This is a genomic window from Loktanella fryxellensis (genome assembly GCF_900110065.1).
In the GTDB taxonomy this organism is placed as follows: Bacteria; Pseudomonadota; Alphaproteobacteria; order Rhodobacterales; family Rhodobacteraceae; genus Loktanella; species Loktanella fryxellensis.
In genome coordinates this window covers 1-19,809 of the sequence record NZ_FOCI01000028.1, presented here as the reverse complement: position 1 = coordinate 19,809, position 19,809 = coordinate 1, and the positions used below count along the sequence as shown (strand labels likewise).

The window sequence follows — 19,809 nt, the reverse complement described above, 5'->3', positions numbered from 1 at the left end:
GGTGGCGGATCAGGGGCTGGGCTGATCCTCGGTCTGGTGGAGTTGCGGTGTGATGGCGTTGAAGAACGGCAAGGCGGCGGCGCCAAGGGCGGCGGAGTCCTCTCCGGTCTGGCCACGCTGGACCCGGGGCAGGGCCCGGCCCTTGCGGTTGGCGACGCTGGTGGGGATCGCCAGCCGGGCGATCAGGTCGTCGAGCAGCGGTTGCGGCATCTTGCCCCCCAGGATGACGGTCTGCGGATCGAAGATGTTTTCCAGCAGGCCGATCATCCACGACAGATGCGGGGCCGCCTGATCGAGCCACGCCAACAGCGCAGGATTGCGGTCGGCGTGCAGGCGCAGCAGGGCAGCCACGTCGGGGGTGACGCCGTCGCGCGTCATCGCCTCTGACAAAGCATGCAGTGAGACGTAGCGTTCGAGGCAGCCCAACTGGCCGCACTGGCAGGGCAGGCCACCGGGGGCCACGACGATATGGCCGATCTCGCCCGCGTTGCCGAAGGCACCCTGCAGCGGCTGGTCGGCGACGATGGCGCCCATGCCGACACCGGCCCCGAAATAGAGCATGCAGAACTGCGATACCGACCGGCCCTGACCGAACAGCAACTCGCCCACGGCGGCGGCGTTGGCATCGTTGTCGACGGTGACAGGCACGCCGCACCGCCGGGACAGCAGGGCTGCGATGTCGATGCCCGACCAGTCGGGCAGGGTGGTCGGACCGACGCCGGACAGGCCCTCGATCTCGAACGGGCCGGGCATCACGACGCCGATGCCCATCAGTTGCGCCCGGAACGCCCCGCGCAGCCGGGTCACGACCGTGCCGATCAGGTCCATGACCACGGTGGCGGTCATGTCGGGCAGGGCCAACCGTTCCCCGGCGCGCATATTGCCGCCCAGATCCAGCACCACTGCGGTCAGGGATCCGACCGCGATCTCGAACCCGATGGTAATCGCGCCGTCGGGATTGATCGCATACTGGATCGGCGGCAGGCCCCGCATCGTCTGCTTGCGCCCCATGTCCAGCAGCAAGTCGTCCGCCATCAGCTCGTCGATGATGTTGGTCACCGCCTGGGTCGAGATATGCGCGAGATCGGCGATGGCCTTGCGCCCCAGCGGCCCGCTGCGGCGGAGCAGTTCCAGCACCACGCGGCGGTTGTGATCGCGGCTGCGGCCGGGGTTCTTGCCCTTGGCGGTGCGCCCCGCCCGCGCGGGTGCGGTGGCGTCGGGGTCAGGGCGCTGGGCAGTGATCGGCTCGCGGGGGGCTGTGGCGGTGGAAGGGGGGGTATGCGTCATCGTCGAATCCTCGGGGTCATCTGCATGGTCCGGTCGCAAGGGTTGCATCACGGACATACGGGATTGGCACCTTTTTCCAACATGGCATGGGGAAACGCTGCCACGACATATATATTAACTCAAGTAAATTATTTTATTGACGACGCGGGTCGCCGTGGTCCAGCCTGCACGTCAAGCCCCCGCTGCGGCGTTCGGGGGAGGCGATGAGAGCGGACGGATCCGCCGGCGTCGGCACGCTGCACCACGCGACCGGTTTCAGCCCACCCAACGGAGGACGACATGCAACGCTTTACCAAGACAACCCTGCTGGCCGGAACGGTCATGGCCTCGGCCACCGCGGCCGGTGCCGTCGACATCGAATACTGGCAGTACATCTACGAGACCCGCGTCGAGGCGGTGGATCAGCTGATCGCCCAGTTCGAAGAGGCGAACCCCTACATCAACGTCGAACAGGTCACCTTTCCCTACGCCGACTATCAGACCCGCGTCGTCGCCGCGAACCTTGCCGGCAACGGCCCCGACGTGCTGCAGATGTTCTACGGCTGGACCGACGGCTTCGTGAACGGCAACGTGCTGCAGCCGCTGCCGCAGGACCTGTTTCCGGCCGCTCAGATCGAGGCCGATTTCTTTCCCATCGTCACCGCGATGAAGCGCGGCGACGACTATTACGGTCTGCCCACCGCCGTGCGGTCGCTGGCGCTGTTCTACAACAAGGATCTGTTCGCCGCCGCCGGCATCGACAACCCGCCAGAGACGCTCGATGAGCTGGTCGAGACGGCCAAGCAGCTGACCGAGAAGGACGAGGGCGGCAACTACACCACCGTCGGCCTGACGGTCGAGATGGGCGGACAGGACCACCAGTGGTGGCGCGAGGTGCTGGTGCGCCAGTTCGGCGGCGTACCCTACAGCGGGGATTTCTCGACCGTCACCTACAACGACGCGGCGGGGATCGCGGCGACCCAGTGGTACACCGACCTGACCACGGTGCACGAGGTCGGCTACACCGGGTTCATGGACGAAGGGCAGGCGGCCTTCCGTGCGGGACGTGCAGCCATGACCATCGACGGCACCTTCCGCCTGGGGTCCTTCGCGGACATCACGGATTTCGAATGGGGCGTGGCAGAGCTGCCCGCCAACGCCGACGGCCTGCGGTCGAACTACGCCTCCTACTTCGCCAACGGCATCGGTGCCGGTGCCGAGGGCGAGGAGCTGGAGGCCGCGGCCAAGTTCCTGGCCTACCTGTCCTCGCCGGAAGCGATGGCGCTGTGGCTCGAGGTGGTGGGCGAACTGCCCGCACGGCCGGAGGTCGCACTGACCGAGCAGAACCTGGCCGATCCGATCTATGCCCCCTTCCTGAAGGGTCTGGAATACGCCCAGACCACCACCTTCGTGGACGAGCAGGGCCAGCGTCAGGTGACGATGGACATGGCGAACCGGATCTTCCTGCAGGGGCAGTCGGTCGAGGACAGCGTGGCCGAGGCCGCCGCAGCCGAACAGGCCATCATCGACCGCGCCCGCTGAGGCCGCGTCAAGGGAGCAGCACCGACATGGCACCGATATGGCGATGACGCACACATCACCGCACACCGCCCCGCGCCTGTCGATGCGGACGCGCCGCGCAATCTGGGTCTGGGCCTTTCTGGCCCTGCCCGTCCTTTTCTACAGCGTGATCCGGTTCTATCCGACGATCGACGCCTTCCGGCTGTCGTTCACCGACTGGAACCTGATGTCGGAGCCCAGCTACATCGGGTTGCAGAACTACCGCGATATGTTCGCGTCGGCCGAGTTCTGGAAGGTGTTCCGCAACACCTTCGCCTACCTGATCATCGGCACGCCGATCAGCCTGATCCTGTCGTTCGTGATCGCCTACTTCCTCGACCGGGTCCGGTTCGGACACACCTTCCTGCGGGCGCTGTATTTCCTGCCCTTCATCACCACCGCCTCGGCGATGGGCTGGGTCTGGCGCTGGTTCTACCAGCCAGCACCCACGGGCGTCATCAACTCGGTGCTGGGGGCCGTCGGCATGGGGCAGCTCGACTTCCTGCGCTCGACCACCTGGGCGCTGCCGTCGATCATGGTCACGGCGATCTGGGCGGGTTTGGGATTCCAGATCATCATCTTCATGGCCGGCCTGCGGTCGATCCCGCAGACCTATTACGAGGCGGCCAAGATCGACGGGGTGGGCGACTTCGCCGTCCTGCGCAAGATCACGCTGCCGCTGCTGAAACCTACGACCGTCTTCCTCGTGGTCTTCTCCTCGATCGGGTTCCTACGGATCTTCGATCAGGTCTACAACATGACGACCAACGATCCGGGCGGGCCATTGGGCACGACCAAACCGCTGGTGCTGATGATTTATCAGACCGCCTTCAATTCATACCAGATGGGCGCCGCGGCGGCACAGACGGTCGTGCTGTTCACGATCCTGCTGGTCATCTCGCTGTTGCAACTCTGGATCCTGAGGACACGCTGATGGCCGCAACCGACACGGGCATGACCCCACCGCTGCCGATGGCGCGCATCAGACCGGGCCGCATCGTGACATGGACCGTGCTCTCCATCGGTGGCGTGCTGATGATCACGCCGATCCTGTTCATGTTCTCGACCTCACTGAAGACGGCGGGCCAGATCTACGACCTGCGCCTGATCCCGCAGAACCCGACGCTGGCCAACTACGTCGCGGTCCTGACCGAGGGTCAGTTCCCGCGCTGGTTCCTCAATTCGGCCTTCGTGGCGATCTGCGTGACCGTGTCCAACGTCTTCTTCGACAGCCTCGTGGGCTATACGCTGGCCAAGTTCCGGTTCCGCGGCCGGCAGTTCGTGTTCATCGCGATCCTGTCCACCCTGATGATCCCCACAGAGATGCTGGTGATCCCGTGGTACCTGATGGCGGCCGACCTCGGCTGGCTCGACAGCTACTGGGGCATCATGTTCCCCGGCATGATGACCGCCTTCGGCACCTTCCTGATGAAGCAGTTCTTCGAGACGGTGCCCGACGACTTCATCGAGGCGGCGCGCATGGACGGGCTGAACGAATTCACTATCTGGTGGAAGATCGCGATGCCGCTGGTCACGCCAGCGCTGTCGGCGCTCGCCATTTTTACCTTCCTGGGCAACTGGACCGCCTTCTTCTGGCCGCTGATCTCGACCACCTCGAAAGAGCTCTACACGCTGCCCGTCGGCCTCACGAGCTTTGCCGTGGAACAGGCGATCCAGTGGGAGATGATCATGACCGGTGCCGCGATCGCGACGATCCCGACGCTGCTCGTGTTCCTCGCCTTGCAACGCTACATCGTGCGCGGCGTCATGCTCGCGGGTCTGAAGGGATGACCATGACCGACCATTCGACATTTCCCGATCCCGTCTACCGGGACACCGTGCTGGCGCCGCTGTTCGACCACGCGCGCGTCGATCATGCGCACGGGTTCCGCCGCATCGACCGGGCGCATCTGGTGATGTTGGCGCGCACCGGCATCCTGCCCCCAGCCGTCGCCGCCCGCATCGCCCATGCTCTGGTCGCCATCGACCGGGACATCGACCCCGCGACCCTCGTCTATACCGGCGAGGTCGAGGATTACTTCTTTCTGCGCGAGGCGGAGCTGAAGGCGCGCATCGGGCCCGACGACGGGGGGCGACTGCATACCGCCCGGTCGCGCAACGACATCGACCATACCTTGTTCAAGATGGCGCTGAAGGACCGCCTCGACGGCCTGCTGGCCGATGCGCGGGCTCTGCTGCACGCCCTGATCGAGACGGCGGACCGCGAACGCACGACCCTTATCGTGGCCTATACCCACGGCCAGCCTGCCCAGCCCACGACCTTCGGCCACTACCTGTCCGCCGCGACCGAGGTATTGATCCGCGACATCGCCCGGCTGGAGGCGGCGCGCGCCGTGGTCGATCTGTCCTCGATGGGGGCGGCGGCGATCACCACCTCGGGCTTTCCCATCGACCGGCAGCTGATGGCCGACCTGCTGGGCTTTGCCGCACCCCAGCGCAATTCCTACAGCTGCATCGCCGCCGTCGACTACATCACCGCGACCTATGGTGCCGTGGAACTGCTGTTCCTGCATCTGGGTCGTCTGGTGCAGGACTTTCAGGTCTGGTCCAGCTTCGAGGTGGGCCAGATCCATGTGCCAAACGCCTTCGTGCAGATCTCCTCGATCATGCCGCAGAAACGCAACCCTGTCCCGATCGAGCATATGCGCCATCTGGCATCGCAGACCGTGGGGCGGGCCCGCATGGTGAAGGACATCATGCACAACACGCCCTTCACCGACATGAACGACAGCGAGGGCGAGACGCAGTCAGCGGGCTACAGCGCCTTCGACAGCGGCACCCGCGTGCTGCGCCTGCTGGCGGCGTTCGTGCCGGCGCTTCGGATCGACGGCGACCGGGTCGCGCAGACCACCGACCGCGCCTGCATCACCATCACCGAACTGGCCGACACGCTGGTGCGGCGAGAGGATCTGTCGTTCCGTCAGGCGCACGAGATCGCGGCCCAGACCGCGCGGGCCGTGGTGGCGGCTGGCGAAAGCCTTGGCACCGGCGGCCATGCCCCCTTTGCCGCGGCGTTCCGGGACACCATGGGCCGGGCTGCGGCCATGACCCCCGACGATTTCGCCACCGCCGTGTCGGCGGCCCATTTCGTCGCGGTGCGCGACCGCTTCGGCGGGCCGGGGGCCGCAGCCATGCAGGACGCGCTGGACACCTACCGCGCCGCACTGGCCGATTTCACCGCGGCGGCCCAGACCCGGGCGCAGGCTGCGGCCGATGCCGCCGCCACCCTCGACGCCGCATTCGATGCCCTGATGGAGACTGCCGATGGCGACCTTTGAACTGCGGGGGCTGATCAAGGCCTACGGCAAGACCCGCGTGATCCACGGCATCGACCTGCTGATCGCGGATGGCGAATTCGTCGTCTTCGTCGGCCCCTCGGGCTGCGGCAAGTCCACGACCCTGCGCATGATCGCGGGGCTGGAGGAGGTGACGGGGGGCGAAATCCGCATCGGCGACCGCGTCGTGAACGAGGTCGATCCCAAGGAACGCAACCTCGCCATGGTCTTCCAGAACTACGCGATCTATCCGCACATGAGCGTGCGCCAGAACATCGCCTTCGGGCTCTACACCTCGCCCCTGTCCAAGGCGGACAAGGCCCGCAAGGTCGACGAGGCGGGCGCCCTGCTGGGTCTGACGCCGTTGCTCGACCGCAGGCCCGCGGCCCTGTCGGGCGGTCAGCGCCAGCGCGTCGCCATCGGGCGGGCCATGGTGCGCGACCCGGTCGGGTTCCTGTTCGACGAACCGCTGTCGAACCTCGACGCACAGCTGCGCGCGCAGATGCGGATCGAGATCAAGGACCTGCACCGCCGTCTCGGCACCACCATCGCCTATGTCACCCACGATCAGGTCGAGGCGATGACCATGGCAGACCGCATCGTGGTGATGAAGGACGGCCACATCCTGCAGGCCGCCCCGCCGATGGAGATCTACGACAATCCCGTCGACGTGTTCACGGCCCGCTTCATCGGCACGCCGTCGATGAACATCGTGCCCGCCACCCAATCCGGCGGCGTCGTGACCCTGGCCGAGGGCGATCCGAATCTGCTGGCCGGCGTGCGCCCGCACGACCTGCTGGTGGGCAGCACCATCGCCGACCCGGGCCTGACCCTGACCGGCACCGTCACCGCCGTCGAGCCGCTGGGGCCCGAAACGCTGGTGCACTTCGACGTGGCGGGCCGGTCGATCATCGCCACGGCCCCCGCCCATGGCCCCGTGACGATCGGAGCGACGGTGACCGCGCTGGCGCCCCGCGGTCACGTGCATCTGTTCGATGCGGGCACCGAAAAGGCGATGGGCCGCGCATGAACGTGCGGCGGATGGATGCGCCCGGGTTATCGCGGCCCGATCCGCGCCCCGGCCCACTGGCCGACCGGCTGGTGGTGCAGTTACGGGGCACCGGTGCCGCGCCGCAGGCGGATCTGGCGGCGGCAGGCTGGCTGGATGACGTCGGGCGCTTCGTCGCCGGTGCGGGCTGCCTGTTCGGATCGGATGTGGGCGGTACCAAGGTGCAATCCGTCCTGACCGACCTGAACGGCGCCGTGCTGGCCGAGATGCGGGGGGACACGCCCGCCGGCGGCGGCGACGCGGTGCTGGATCTGATCTCGGCGCACTTGGCGCAGCTGACGCGCGATGTGGGCCTCACCGTCCGGGCCGCCGGCATCGGCCTGCCCGGTGCGGTGCATCCGGCCACCGGCCATCTGGACCGGGCGCCGAACCTCGGCGGCCTCGCGGGGCGGGACATGCGCGCACTTCTTCATGACCGCCTCGGCGTGCCCGTCGCGGTCGAGAACGACGTCAACCTCGCCGCCCTGGGCGAGGCGTGGCTGGGGCACGGTGTCGCCGTGGACGGGGCTGTGTCTCCCGACACGCCTGCCGGGGGCCTCGCCTTCGTGGCGCTGGGGACCGGGATCGGCATGGGACTAGTCTGGGGGGACCGCATCCTGCGCGGCGCGTCTGGTGCCGCCGGAGAGGTCGCGGCCCTGCCCATCGGTGCCGATCCCGCGGACCCCGCGAGCAAGGGCTGCGGTGCGCTGGAAAGCGTGGTGTCCGGTGTTGCGCTGGTCGCGGATTACCGCGCCACTGGCGGGCGGCAAGCGGGCGAGACGCTGCGCCAGATCAGCAGGGATGCGGGGGCCGATCCGGCCCTCGACGCAGTGATGGCGCGGCTGGCGCAGCGGACCGCACGCGCGATCCTCGCGATCGACGCCATCGTCAATCCGGCACTCTTCGTGCTGGGCGGCGGCGTCGGATCGCAACCGCTGCTGCTGGACCGGATCATGGCAGAGCTGGCGACGATCATGCCCGATGGTATGCCAGTGCCCGACTGCCGCACCAGCCAGCTTGGCAACCGCGCAGGTGCCCTTGGTGCGGCGCGCGTAGCGCGGCTTGCCTATGCGGACCAGATTGCAGCATCAAGCTGAGGGCTATGCGACGATCCAATCTATAATCCGGGCAGTCACCGTGGACACGATCATTGACTGTGACCGGCCACTCCGGTGGGTGCAAATTCTTCGATATTGCAGCGTTGTAGGTCCTATAGCCGATGCCAAAAGCCGAAGTCGCTGGGACGCTTCCGGCGCCCTGATCATCTGACCGCGATCTTCCGATCGAGACGAATATCAGTAGGTCATGGATGCAGCATTCAGGAGGCCGACCGAAAGGCTCGCCGCCGCCAGATGCATCGCGGCCGCAATCTGGCCCTGCTCGATCCGGGTTACAATATCGCGGTGGAAGACCCGAAAGACCAGAAAGCAAAGGATCTGCATGATCCCTGCCACCACGCCCCAGACCAGGACATCGACCACACTGACGGAGTTCTGGATCGCCGAGGCGATCGGCAGCACGAAACCGATCATGGCGCCGCCGTAGGAGATGGACGCTGCGGCGTTGTTGGCGCGGATCAGCGCATGCTCGTCATGGGGCGTCACCATCGCGTAGATCTTCATGAAGGCCAGAAAAAGGCCGATGGCGATCCCCATGTAAAGTAGAAAGGATGGCAGCCCCGAGAGGGAGGCGAGGAGAGCATTGTCCATGGTCATCAGTCCTTGTGTGGTGATGCCGGAACCATAAAGCATAGACTCAGGAGACAGAACTCGGTCTTTTGCGATCCGCCGAAAGACATTGCGTGTCTTGAGCATCGCGTCCGATGATCCCCGCGTCACCAGTTCCCGCCGAAATCGTTTGATCTTCTGCGATCAGTCAACTCAGCTGATCGCTTCAAGCGACAGATGCAAAATTCCGATGTCGTCTCATCCCTCGACCGGCAAGTTCGCAACAGCTGAGAAACCTTTGCCAGCGAAGGCTACGCAAATTGTTCCCGCAACGAACGCTCTTGGGCGGCACCTCTCTACCGGCAGCCGGGTGACCGCTCCCGAACGATCGGAGGGGCAAATAACAGCATCCTGCTTCGACGAAAGGACGTCATCCGCGACTGTACGATGCCGACAGGGGAATATCTGGTCGTGCGATCAGAACGGCGCTCCCTTGCAATGTGTAACAAGGGTGCGGTTATACGCCTTGACGCCCTCTAATCTGTATGACAGATTTTATTTAAGTCATACAGCATTTGCGACTTAGGCGCATGCTGACTCGTGGCGGCGGGGGAGGGGCGGACATGCGGCGTGCGGTTTTCGGGCAGGCGACGGGGATCATCGTGACCCTGCTCGGTTTGCTCATCCTGACCTTCGTCATCGGGCGCATCATGCCCGTCGATCCGGTCCGCGCCATCGTGGGCGAGGATGCCCCACGCGAGGTCTATGACCGCGTGTTCCGTCAACTGGGCCTCGACCGCCCGGTGTGGGAACAGTTCCTGCTCTATCTACGCGACGTGCTGCGGTTCGATTTCGGCACCTCGATCCGCACCGGGCAGCCGGTGCTGGAGGATATCAAACGCGTCTTGCCCGCCACCATCGAGCTTGCGACATTCGCCATCATCATCGGGGCCAGCCTTGGCATCGCGATGGGCGTCACGGCGGCGGTGAACAAGGACCGCTGGCCGGATCACGTCATCCGCATCGTGTCGCTGATGGGCCATTCGATGCCGATCTTCTGGACCGGCATGATCGGTCTGCTGATCTTCTATGCAGCACTTGGCTGGGTCGGGGGATCGGGCCGGATGAGCCAGTTCTATATCGGCATGGTGCCGGAGACGACGGGGTTCCTGCTGATCGACAGCGCCATCGCGGGCGAGTGGGACGTGTTCAAGTCCGCGCTGCGGCACCTGATCCTGCCCGCCAGCCTGCTGGGCTATTCCTCGGCCGCCTACATCACACGGATGACGCGCAGCTTCATGCTGGACCAGCTGGGGCAGGAATACGTGACCACCGCCCGCGTGAAGGGGCTGAGCAGCCGCCAGACGGTCTGGCGCCACGCCTTTGCCAACATCCGGGTGCAGCTAGTGACCATCGTGGCGCTGGCCTATGGATCGCTGCTGGAGGGCGCGGTGCTGATCGAGACGGTCTTCGCATGGCCGGGGTTCGGGCAGTATCTGACGTCGAACCTGCTGATCGGCGACATGAACGCGGTGATGACCTGCGTGCTGGTCGTGGGCGTGATCTTCATCGGTCTCAACATCCTGTCGGACCTGCTTTACCGGGTCTTCGACCCGCGCACCCGCTGAGGAGGGGGCACCCAAGGACAACACCCATTCCGCAGACCTGCCGACCGCGCGGCCCCAGCGCCAGTGGGTCCGGTCCACGGTCAACATCCTGCGGTTCCTGCTGCGCAGCCCGCCGTCGGCGTTCGGGCTGGTGATGCTGGCGGCGCTGATCGTGATCGCGGCCTTCGCGCCGCTGATCGCGACGCACGATCCCTACCTGCAGAACCTCGGCGATGCGCTTGCCAGACCGAGCGGGGCGCATGTCTTCGGCACGGACGAGCTGGGGCGGGACATCTTCTCGCGGCTGGTGCACGGCGCGCGGATCACGCTGACGATCATCTTCCTCGTGACGATCGTGGTCGGGCCCATCGGCCTTTTTGTGGGGACGGTCGCGGGGTATCACGGCGGCTGGCTGGACACGATCCTGATGCGGGTCACCGACATCTTCCTGTCGTTCCCGTCGCTGATCCTGTCGCTGGCCTTCGTCGCGGCGCTCGGGCCGAGCCTGAACAACGCGATCATCGCCATCGCGCTGACCGCGTGGCCGCCCATCGCGCGCCTTGCGCGGGCCGAGACGCTGACGTTCCGCAGCGCCGACTACATCGCCGCCGCCCGCCTGCAAGGCGCGTCGTCGTGGCGCATCATCTGGCGGTCCATCGTGCCGATGTGCATGCCGTCGCTGCTGATCCGTCTGACGCTGAACATGGCAACTGTGATCCTGACCGCGGCGGGCCTCGGGTTCCTCGGGCTGGGCGCGCAGCCGCCGCTGCCGGAATGGGGCGCGATGATCGCGACGGGGCGCCGCTACATGATCGACAGTTGGTGGCTGGTGACGTTCCCCGGTCTTGCGATCCTGTGCGTGTCGCTGGGGTTCAACCTGCTGGGCGACGGCCTGCGCGACGCCCTCGACCCCAAGCAGATGAACAAGAGGTAAGGGCCATGACGTCCACATCCCCGATCCTGCAGGTCGAGAACCTGTCCGTCCGTTACCCCGGCAGTGCCGTGCCCGCCGTGCGTAACTTGTCCTTCACCGTGGGCCGCGAACGGCTGGGCATCGTGGGCGAGAGCGGGTCCGGCAAGTCCACCGTGGGCCGTGCCATCCTGCGATTGCTGCACGGTGCTGCGCTGACGGCTGACCGCCTGCAGTTCGAGGATGTGGATCTGCTGGCCGCGACTGAGCGGCAGATGCTGTCGGTCCGTGGCCGCAGGATCACGATGATCCTGCAGGACCCGAAGTTCTCGCTCAACCCGATCCAGCGGGTCGGTGCGCAGGTGGCCGAGGCGTTCCGCACGCATTTCGCCTGCAGCAAGGCCGAAGCGCGTGCCAAGTCCATCGCCATGCTGGAGGCGGTGCAGATCCGCGACGCCGACCGCGTCTATGACCTCTATCCGCACGAGGTGTCCGGCGGCATGGGTCAGCGCGTCATGATCGCAATGATGCTGCTGACCAATCCGGATCTGGTAATCGCGGACGAGCCGACATCGGCCCTCGACGTGACGGTGCGGCTGAACGTGCTGACGATCCTCGACGATCTGGTGCGCGACAAGGGGATCGGGCTGCTGATCATCAGTCACGACCTGAACCTCGTGCGCAATTTCTGCGACCGGGTGCTGATCATGTATGCGGGGCAGGTGGTCGAGGAGCTGGCGGCGCGCGATCTGGACCGCGCCACGCATCCCTACACCCGCGGCCTGATCGCGGCGCAGCCGCGGATCGGTGGGTCGCGGCAGCCCTTGGCGGTGCTGGACCGGCAGGATGCCTGGGAAACCGACAGGGGGGCACAGCCATGACCGCATCCGTCAGCATCGACCACATGGGCATCCGGTTCGGCAAGGTGCAGGTCCTGCCGGAGGTCAGTTTCGACGTCGGACCCGGCGAATGTTTCGGCCTCGTGGGCGAAAGCGGGTCCGGCAAGTCCACGGTGCTGCGCTGCCTGTCTCTGCTGCTGGACAACTGGACCGGTGATGCGCGCGTCGGCGGCACCGCGGTCCGCGATATGGATACGATGACCCGCTGCCGGATGCTGCAGATGGTGTTTCAGGACCCCTATGGATCGCTGCATCCCCGCCGGTCCGTGCGCAGCACGCTGGCTGAACCGCTGGCCATCCACAGGCTCGACCGCCCCGACGACCGCATGGCGCAGGTCATGACCGACGTGGGCCTGCCGGTCGCGTTCCTCGACCGCTATCCGCACCAGCTGTCGGGGGGGGCAGCGACAGCGCGTTGCCATCGCCCGTGCCCTGATCCTGTCGCCGCAGGTGCTGCTGCTGGACGAGCCGACCTCGGCGCTCGACGTGTCGGTGCAGGCCGAGATCCTGAACCTGCTGCAGCGGTTGCGGGCCGAAAAGGGGTTTACCACCATCATGGTCAGCCACGATTTGGCCGTCGTGGACCACATGTGCGACCGCTTTGCCGTCATGCAGGCGGGCAACATCGTCGAGGTCCTGCCGCGCGACGCCATCGCGTCCAACGCCGCAGCCCACCCCTATGCCCACGAGCTGATCGCGGCGAGCCTGCGTTACGAGCGTGGCATCTGATCCGATCGGCGTGCTGCCGGCGTTCCTCGACCGGCGGCGGCATGCGCTGCCGGGTGATCTGGCGTGGGACGGGGTGGAGGATTTCGAGCAATGGGCGGACGTGCTGCGGCGGCGCTGGCTGGCGGGCCTGCCGCCCTGCGCGGACGCGGCAGAGGCCGTTGTTGACGGGCAGGACATCACGCTGCGCTTTGCGACGGGCGCCGAAAGCTCCGGGCGCTTCGTGCTGCCGGACGGGCCGGGGCCGCATCCGGCGGTGCTCTTGTGCCACGACCACGGCGGGCAGTTCGACATCGGTTGGCGCAAGCTGGCCGACGATCTGCTGTCAGCGGACAGCCGGGCGCGGTTCTATGACGGGATCGCGCTGATCGACGCCTGTCGTGCCGCGGGGTTCGCGGTGCTGTGCGTCGATGCGCTGGGGTGGGGCGGGCGGCAGACCGGCGGCTATGGGGGCCAACAGGCGCTGGCGGCCAATGCCATGGGGCTGGGCTGGTCGCTGGCGGGGATCGTCGCGGCCGAGGATGTGCAGGCCGCCCGCTGGCTGGCGTAGCACCCGGCGGTCGATCCCACCCGCATCGGTAGCCTCGTATTCTCGTTCGGCGGTTTCCGGGCGTGGCAGGTGGCAGCGCTGTGCGACCGGATCGCTGCGACTGCCAGCGTCGGGTGGATGGCCTGTCGGGCCGACATGATGCGCCCCGATGCGCCGCTGCTGCAGGGGCAGTCGGCGTTCTACATGTTGCATCCGTCGCTGGCCGGTCGCGTCGATTTCCCCGACATGGCGGGACTGGCGGCGAACAGACCGCTGTTCCTGCGGTCCGGGCATGGCGACCGGCACATGCCCGTGGACAGCGTCCAACGCGCCTTCGGCCGCTTGGCCAAGCTTGCAAAGGGGACAGACGGGTCGGTGGTGGACGCCGCCTTTCACGATGCGGGTCATACCATGCCCGCAGAGGTCACGCAGGCCGCGCTCCGGTTCCTGATGCATCACCTGAGATAGCAAAAGGGCGCCGCAGCAATACGGCGCCCTTCGTCATGTGTGTCTCACCGGATCACCGATCCTTTGTCACATCCTCGAACCGCATCACCCAGGGGTTCACGATCAGGCCGGAAATGTCGGCCTGATAGGCCGCGGTGACGACCCGTTCGGAGAACGGCAGGATCGAGGGCACGATTTCTTCCACCCGGTTCTGGATGTCCTGATAGGCGGCGATCTGCGCCTCGGGGTCGGTTTCCAGCAGGGCTGCTTCGATGGCGGCGTTAATCTCCGGCTCGTAGAACGAGGTGCGCCAGCCCTGATAGTTGTCGAGACCCGCTTCGTCAGAGTTGTCGGGATTGAACACCATCGCGCGCAGGTTGCTGTCCGGATGCGGCTGCTGGCCGCCGCCGCCGCGCCCGACGAGCAGTTCGAAGTTCCGCTCTCGCATGGCGCCATAGATCTGGCCACCGTCGCCGGTGATGATCTCGGCGTTGATGCCCGCCTGCGCCAGCGTGTTCTGGATCGCCGTCGCGCTGTCGAGGAATTCCTGCGTCGAGATCACGCGTAGGGTGGTGTCGAACCCGTTGGGATAGCCCGCCTCGGCCAGCAGGGCCTTGGCCCGTTCGACGTCGAAGGCATAGTCGAGATCGGGGATGATGCCGAACGCGTCGGAGTTGACCTGTAGCTGATGCTTGACCCCGAAATAGGGCATGATCGCGGAATTGATCCCGTCATAGTCGATCAGGTGGCGCAGCGCCTCGCGCACCAGCGGGTTGGCGAAGCGTTCGTCCTTCATCGACATGGACAGGTAGTAGAACCCGGCGGAGGGTACGGTTTCGACGGTGATCGCCTCATTCGCCTCCAGCGCGGCGAGGTCGGCTGCGGCGAGCGAGAAGCCCACGTCGAGGTCGCCCTGTTCAAGGGCGAGGCGCTGCGACTGGCTTTCGGGCAGGTGACGCATCAGGACGCGGTCCATCGCCGGCACGTCTTCCCAGAAGTTCTCGTTCTTCTCGAGGATGACGAAATCGTTCGAGCGCCACTGATCCAGCGTGAAGGCGCCGGATCCGGCGGCGTTGTTGGTCAGCCACGCCTGACCCATGTCGCCGTCGACCTCGTTTTCCATCACGACCTGACTGTCGAGGATCGAGCCGCGCCCAGATTCGGCCATCACCATCATCACCAGCCGGGGATCGTCAGGCTGCGGCAGCGTCAGCACGAAGGTCTGGTCGTCGGGGGCGGTGAAGGACGCCTCGACGTTCTCGGCGGTGAAGCCGCGCGACAGCAGGGGGGAGGCCTGCGCCAGACCCAGCGTCATGAAGCGGCGATAGGAATAAACCACGTCCTGTGCCGTCAGCGGGTTGCCGGAGGCGAAGACGACGCCGGGCCGCAGTTTGAAGGTGATCGACATGTTGTCGTCGGCGATTTCCCAGCTTTCCGCCAGACGCGGTTCCAGTTCCAGCGTCTGCGGGTTCAGCTGCACCAGCGTGTCATACACGTTGTTCAGGATCTGGACGGTTTCGCCGCCCGTGATCGCCGCCGGATCCATCGTCAGCACGTTGTTCATGTTGAACCCCGCGATCAATTGGTCGGGTGGCGTTTCCGCCTGCGCCGTCAGCGGCACGAGCGTGGCCCCCATGACCAGTGCGCCAAGGGCCGTCGATGTCAGCAAATGTTTCATGGTGTCCTCCCTCTGAAATGTTGCGTGTCGTGTGAGTAAGCCTGCGTTGCCGTCACCGGATCCGGTGGGCGTCGATGTGGTCGAAGTCGATGTCCTCGCCCAGTCCGGGGCGGTCGGGGACGTGGACGAAGCCGTCCGCATCCATCGGGTCCGACAGGGACTTGAGGTAGTCGAACCCGTCGTCGTATTCGAGGAACGGGTGCAGCAGCCCGCGTTCATACCAGCGGCAGTTGCGGGTCGCGGCGACCACGTGCAGGTTCATCGCGGTGTTGCCATGCACCTCGCAGGCCATGCCGAACGCCTCTGCCAGATGCATCGTCTTGAGGGCGGGTGTGATGCCGCCGACGTCATTCACGCCGGTCCGCAGGATGTCGCATGCGCCTGCCTTGATCCATTCGGCGCGATGCCAGTGCTTGCCCCCCGCACTTTCCGGTCCGATCACGGGAATGTCGAGGTTGTCGGTCAGCCACTGGTAGGAGGACATGGACTGCTCGTCCATCGGCTCCTCGATCCAATCGAAGCCGAGTTTCTCTAGCCCGCGGCCCAGTTTCAAAGCGTCGGCGCGGCTGTACCAGTGATAGGCGTCCAGCATCAGGGCGATGTCGGGGCCGACCGCCTCGCGCACGGCGGCGCAAGCCTTCAGGTCCATGCCGACATCGGGGGACCAGCTGACAGGGGGCATCCACGTGTGCAGCTTGATCCCCTTGTAGCCGCGCGCGACCAGCGTTTCGGCAAAGCGGGCGTAGTCGTCGGGGGTGGCGAGGCCGTTTTCGATCTCGTCGCCGCACATGATGGAGCCGTAGGCCGGCACTTTGTCGCGGTAGCCGCCGATCAGTTTGTACACCGGCTGGTTCAGGGTGCGGCCCGCCAGGTCCCACAGGGCGCAGTCCACAACGGCCAGCGTTCGGTCGGACAGCTGCGCCGCGGACCCGCGCTGCCAGTGGGCAAGGTCCTGCCACAGCCGTTCCCGGTCGCGGTGATCCTGACCGATCAGCACCTTGCGCACGTATTTGTCGATCACATCGGGCCGCACCACGGCAGGCGGGCAGAAGGAGTGCCCCTGTTCGCCGCTTTCGGTGGTGATCGTCAGCATGGCCTGTTCGACGGTATGCGCGGGGCCGGGGTGGGCATGGCCTGCGGCATCCGCATGGCGCCGCGTCACGTGCCCAAATACGATGACGCTGATGTCGGTGATGATCATGCGGTTTCTTCCCCTCGCAGCGCGGCGCGCCCTGTAATCTGTATGACAGGTTATGCCGAGATTGCCATTTCTGTAAACACTTATCATACTGATTTTGAGCGGGCCGGGTGCAGATCGCGCCGGGATGGTCTTTTTCCAATGGGCGTTGGCTGTTATCAATGGCGCCATGCGGATGACGACGGGGCCCGCGGGTCCGCGAGGGAGATGACGGATGATGAACTTGCCGCAGATCAAGGCACAGGCGCGGACGCTTGTCAGTCAGGTCAGCGACGATCTGCGCCGCCAGATCGAGGCGGGCGCCTTTCGCCCCGGAGAGCGTCTGCCGAGCGAGGCTGCGCTGACGCAGGTCCATTCCGTCAGCCGCACGGTCATCCGCGAGGCCATTGCCATCCTGCGGTCCGACGGGCTGGTGGAGACGCGCAAGGGCGCGGGGGTCTTCGCCCTCGATCCCGCCAAGAGCCACCGGAACGGGCCGTTCTCGGATCTGAACACAGGGCGCATCTCAGAGGCGATCGAGATGCTCGAGATGCGCAGCGCCTTCGAGATCAAGTCGGCGGGGCTGGCCGCGATGCGGCGGTCGAATGCACAGCTCGATGCCATCGTGCGGCATCACGAGGCGGTCGGTCAGTGCCTGGCCCGGGGTGAGACGACCCGCGAAAGCGATTTCCAGTTCCACTTCGCGGTCGCCGAGGCGACGCAGAACACCCGTTTTCCCCAGTTCCTGACGCTGATCCGCGAGGGGATCATGCCGCGTGCGCAACTGACCGCAACGACCGAGCGGGTGAAGCCGACGCCGAACCCCTATCTGCAGCAGGAACACGGGGCCATCGTCGGTGCGATCATGGATGGCGACGCCAAGGCCGCCGAGGCGGCCATGACGTTGCATCTGGACGGCAGCCTGCGCCGCTACCGAGAGATCCTGCGCGCCTCGCTGGAGGCGTAAGGTCAGCCGTTGCGGGCAATCAGGTCCTGCAGCATCTCGACCTCTGCGCCGGTCAGGTCGGTCAGCGGTACGCGCACCGGGCCCGCGTCGAACCCCGCAAGGCGCACACCGGCCTTGATCGCCGAGACGGCATAGCCTTTTTCCCGGCCGCGCAGGGCCATGAACGGATAGAAGAAATCCCTCAGGATCGCCTCGCACGTGGTGCGCTCACCCGCTCGCAACGCGGCATAGAACCGGTTCGCCAAGGCGGGAACGAAGTTGAACACCGCCGAAGAATAGGTGGTGAAACCGGCACCCAGATAGGCTTCTGCAAAGAGTTCGGCGGTCGGCATGCCGCCAAGGTAGGTCAGGCGGTCACCGAGCGTGGCCGTGACCTGTCGCACGGCGCCGATGTCGCCGGTGCCGTCCTTGAAGCCAATGAGGTTGGGGCACGCGTCGCACAGGCGGGCGAGCGTGTCGGTCGTCAGCACCGCGTTGTCGCGGTTGTAGACCATGACGCCGATGTCGATGCTGTCGCAGACGGCCTTCACATGCGCAAAAAGACCCGCTTGCGGGGCGTCGATCAGGTAGTGCGGCAGCAGCAGGATGCCGTCGGCGCCCGCCTTCTCTGCCGCCCGCGCGATCGACACCGCCATGGTCGTGCCATAGCCGCAGCCCGAGACGATGGCCGTGCCGGGTGCGGCCTCTTTCGCAGCGGCCACGATCTGCGGCACCTCGTTGGGCGCGAGGGAAAAGAACTCTCCTGTGCCGCCCGCGGCGAACAGGACAGGGGCGTCGAAACCGGACAGCCACGCGATGTGGCGCTGATAGCTGTCGCGGTTAAATGCGCCATCCGCGTCGAAATGGGTCACGGGAAAGGACAACAGGCCGGCACCGAGTGCCGTCTTGATTTCATCGGGAGTCATGGCGAGGCCTCTTGAGTTATGCTCCATAACCTATCATACAGCATTTTGATATTTGCAATACAGATTATTAGGATCTGGCGGAAGCGGATGCGACGTGGGGGGCGGACCGACGCCCCGCCTGCGGCCGCCGGGGACCGCCGCACCTGTTGCGACAGCGCGAAGATGGAACATAATGGAGACCGCGATACAGAACGACAGCCACTACGACCGCCTGATCCTCGGCTCTGCCGTGCCCGGTGCGGGGACGCTGACGCTGGATCACGTGCCCGAGACGGGGACGAAGACGTTCCTCGAACGTCGCGAGATGGCGGTGCTGAACGTGGGCGACGCGGGCACCGTCACCGTGGACGGCACCACGCACACCGTCGGGCGGGGCGAGGTCGTCTACATCGGCATGGGATCGGGGGCGGTGGACTTCGCCGGGGCCGGACGCTTCTATCTCCTGTCGGCCCCCGCGCACCGCACCTGTCCCACGCGCCTGATCACCCTGTCCGACGCCCGCCGGGTGGAAATGGGATCGGCAGAGACGGCGAACGAGCGCGTGATCCTGCAGTTCCTGCACCCTGAGGTGGCGGAGAGCTGTCAGCTGCTGATGGGCTATACCCAGTTCGCGCCCGGATCGGTCTGGAACACCATGCCGGCCCACACGCATGATCGGCGGATGGAGGCGTATCTCTACTTCGACATGCCCGCCGACCGGCGCGTGTTCCACATCATGGGCACCCCCGACCAGACGCGCCACATCGTCATGGCGAACGAGGAGGCGGTGATCTCTCCGCCGTGGTCGGTGCATGCGGGGGCGGGGACCGGGTCCTACACCTTCTGCTGGGCGATGGCGGGCGACAACACCGACTTCACCGACATGGACATGATCTCGATGGAGGCGCTGCGGTGAGTATGTTTTCACTGAACGGCAAGCGCGCGTTGGTGACGGGCGCCAACACGGGCATCGGTCAGGCCATCGCCGTGGGACTGGCACAGGCGGGGGCCAGCGTGGTCTGCGCCGGGCGCCGGGCCTGCGACGCGACGGTGGCGTTGATCGCGCAGGCGGGCGGCACTGCGTCGTCTGTGCTGGTGGACTTTGCCGATCCCATGGCGGGGCAGGGGCTGTTCGACGGCGCGCCCAT

19 protein-coding genes and 1 pseudogene are annotated in these 19,809 nt (G+C 66.1%); 15 read left to right on the top strand and 5 right to left on the bottom strand.

Translation table 11 applies throughout. From position 1 onward, the window contains the following. Positions 1–9: 9 nt before the first annotated feature. Positions 10–1,287, bottom strand: a complete 1,278-nt coding sequence (locus BMX16_RS15205) for an ROK family transcriptional regulator (protein ID WP_089905357.1) — start codon at positions 1,285–1,287, stop codon at positions 10–12. Between the two features lie 279 nt (positions 1,288–1,566). Here BMX16_RS15205 and BMX16_RS15200 point away from each other — a divergent pair, with 279 nt between their 5' ends. Genes BMX16_RS15200 through BMX16_RS15175 form a run of 6 tightly spaced genes read left to right on the top strand, consistent with a single transcriptional unit; the run spans position 1,567 to position 8,267 of the window. Beyond that, entirely contained in the window at positions 1,567–2,808 is a 1,242-nt protein-coding gene (locus BMX16_RS15200; RefSeq protein ID WP_089905343.1) for an extracellular solute-binding protein, read from the top strand. Positions 2,809–2,851: 43 nt separating this feature from the next. Then, positions 2,852–3,760 carry a carbohydrate ABC transporter permease gene (locus BMX16_RS15195; RefSeq protein ID WP_245731604.1) on the top strand — a complete coding sequence of 303 codons (909 nt, stop codon included), beginning with the start codon at positions 2,852–2,854 and terminating at the stop codon, positions 3,758–3,760. Continuing rightward, positions 3,760–4,617: a carbohydrate ABC transporter permease gene (locus tag BMX16_RS15190; RefSeq protein ID WP_218139919.1), complete on the top strand. Its 858-nt coding sequence runs from the start codon at positions 3,760–3,762 to the stop codon at positions 4,615–4,617. Before BMX16_RS15195 ends, BMX16_RS15190 begins: the two co-directional genes overlap by 1 nt. Positions 4,618–4,619: 2 nt before the next feature. After that, positions 4,620–6,125, top strand: coding sequence for an argininosuccinate lyase (gene argH, locus BMX16_RS15185; protein ID WP_342707832.1), 1,506 nt, complete (start codon positions 4,620–4,622; stop codon positions 6,123–6,125). Beyond that, positions 6,112–7,152 (top strand): ABC transporter ATP-binding protein, encoded by a 1,041-nt coding sequence (locus BMX16_RS15180; RefSeq protein WP_089905337.1) that lies wholly within the window; start codon positions 6,112–6,114, stop codon positions 7,150–7,152. The genes argH and BMX16_RS15180 overlap by 14 nt, the downstream gene beginning before the upstream one ends. After that, complete coding sequence (locus BMX16_RS15175; RefSeq protein WP_089905335.1) at positions 7,149–8,267, top strand: ROK family protein; 1,119 nt, start codon at positions 7,149–7,151, stop codon at positions 8,265–8,267. Before BMX16_RS15180 ends, BMX16_RS15175 begins: the two co-directional genes overlap by 4 nt. A gap of 198 nt (positions 8,268–8,465) precedes the next feature. Here the strand turns inward: BMX16_RS15175 and BMX16_RS15170 are convergent, their stop codons facing one another. Then, positions 8,466–8,984, bottom strand: a complete 519-nt coding sequence (locus BMX16_RS15170; RefSeq protein WP_245731603.1) for a DUF350 domain-containing protein — start codon at positions 8,982–8,984, stop codon at positions 8,466–8,468. Between the two features lie 476 nt (positions 8,985–9,460). On the opposite strand from BMX16_RS15170, the gene BMX16_RS15165 reads away from it, so the two are divergent. From BMX16_RS15165 to BMX16_RS15140, 6 genes and pseudogenes are all read left to right on the top strand, one after another. Next, positions 9,461–10,465 (top strand): ABC transporter permease, encoded by a 1,005-nt coding sequence (locus BMX16_RS15165; RefSeq protein WP_089905333.1) that lies wholly within the window; start codon positions 9,461–9,463, stop codon positions 10,463–10,465. 37 nt (positions 10,466–10,502) lie between these two features. Continuing rightward, entirely contained in the window at positions 10,503–11,378 is an 876-nt protein-coding gene (nikC, locus tag BMX16_RS15160; protein ID WP_089905331.1) for a nickel transporter permease, read from the top strand. A 5-nt stretch (positions 11,379–11,383) separates the two neighbouring features. After that, on the top strand, positions 11,384–12,235 hold the full coding sequence (locus BMX16_RS15155) for an ABC transporter ATP-binding protein (RefSeq protein ID WP_089905329.1): 852 nt from the start codon (positions 11,384–11,386) through the stop codon (positions 12,233–12,235). Then, positions 12,232–12,982 (top strand): annotated as a pseudogene (locus tag BMX16_RS15150) (ABC transporter ATP-binding protein). Before BMX16_RS15155 ends, BMX16_RS15150 begins: the two are co-directional and overlap by 4 nt. After that, on the top strand, positions 12,972–13,529 hold the full coding sequence (locus BMX16_RS15145; RefSeq protein ID WP_089905327.1) for an alpha/beta hydrolase: 558 nt from the start codon (positions 12,972–12,974) through the stop codon (positions 13,527–13,529). Before BMX16_RS15150 ends, BMX16_RS15145 begins: the two are co-directional and overlap by 11 nt. A 117-nt stretch (positions 13,530–13,646) precedes the next feature. Further along, complete coding sequence (locus BMX16_RS15140) at positions 13,647–13,976, top strand: alpha/beta hydrolase (protein WP_089905325.1); 330 nt, start codon at positions 13,647–13,649, stop codon at positions 13,974–13,976. A 52-nt stretch (positions 13,977–14,028) separates the two neighbouring features. On the opposite strand, the gene BMX16_RS15135 is transcribed toward BMX16_RS15140, so the two are convergent. Beyond that, complete coding sequence (locus BMX16_RS15135; protein WP_089905323.1) at positions 14,029–15,633, bottom strand: ABC transporter substrate-binding protein; 1,605 nt, start codon at positions 15,631–15,633, stop codon at positions 14,029–14,031. 52 nt (positions 15,634–15,685) lie between these two features. Continuing rightward, a complete protein-coding gene (locus BMX16_RS15130; protein ID WP_089905321.1) occupies positions 15,686–16,834 on the bottom strand; it encodes a mandelate racemase family protein in 1,149 nt (382 codons plus the stop codon). A gap of 211 nt (positions 16,835–17,045) precedes the next feature. Between BMX16_RS15130 and BMX16_RS15125 the strand changes: the two genes are divergently transcribed. After that, entirely contained in the window at positions 17,046–17,777 is a 732-nt protein-coding gene (locus BMX16_RS15125) for a FadR/GntR family transcriptional regulator (RefSeq protein ID WP_218139917.1), read from the top strand. A 2-nt stretch (positions 17,778–17,779) separates the two neighbouring features. Here BMX16_RS15125 and kdgD read toward each other — a convergent pair whose 3' ends face one another. Further along, entirely contained in the window at positions 17,780–18,682 is a 903-nt protein-coding gene (gene kdgD / locus BMX16_RS15120) for a 5-dehydro-4-deoxyglucarate dehydratase (protein WP_089905317.1), read from the bottom strand. 172 nt (positions 18,683–18,854) lie between these two features. Between kdgD and kduI the strand changes: the two genes are divergently transcribed. Both kduI and BMX16_RS15110 read left to right on the top strand, forming a co-directional pair. Continuing rightward, positions 18,855–19,577 (top strand): 5-dehydro-4-deoxy-D-glucuronate isomerase, encoded by a 723-nt coding sequence (gene kduI / locus BMX16_RS15115; RefSeq protein WP_089905315.1) that lies wholly within the window; start codon positions 18,855–18,857, stop codon positions 19,575–19,577. Beyond that, positions 19,574–19,809, top strand: a 236-nt coding sequence (locus tag BMX16_RS15110; protein ID WP_218139879.1) for an SDR family NAD(P)-dependent oxidoreductase, incomplete at its 3' end; no start/stop codon positions are given. The genes kduI and BMX16_RS15110, both read left to right, overlap by 4 nt.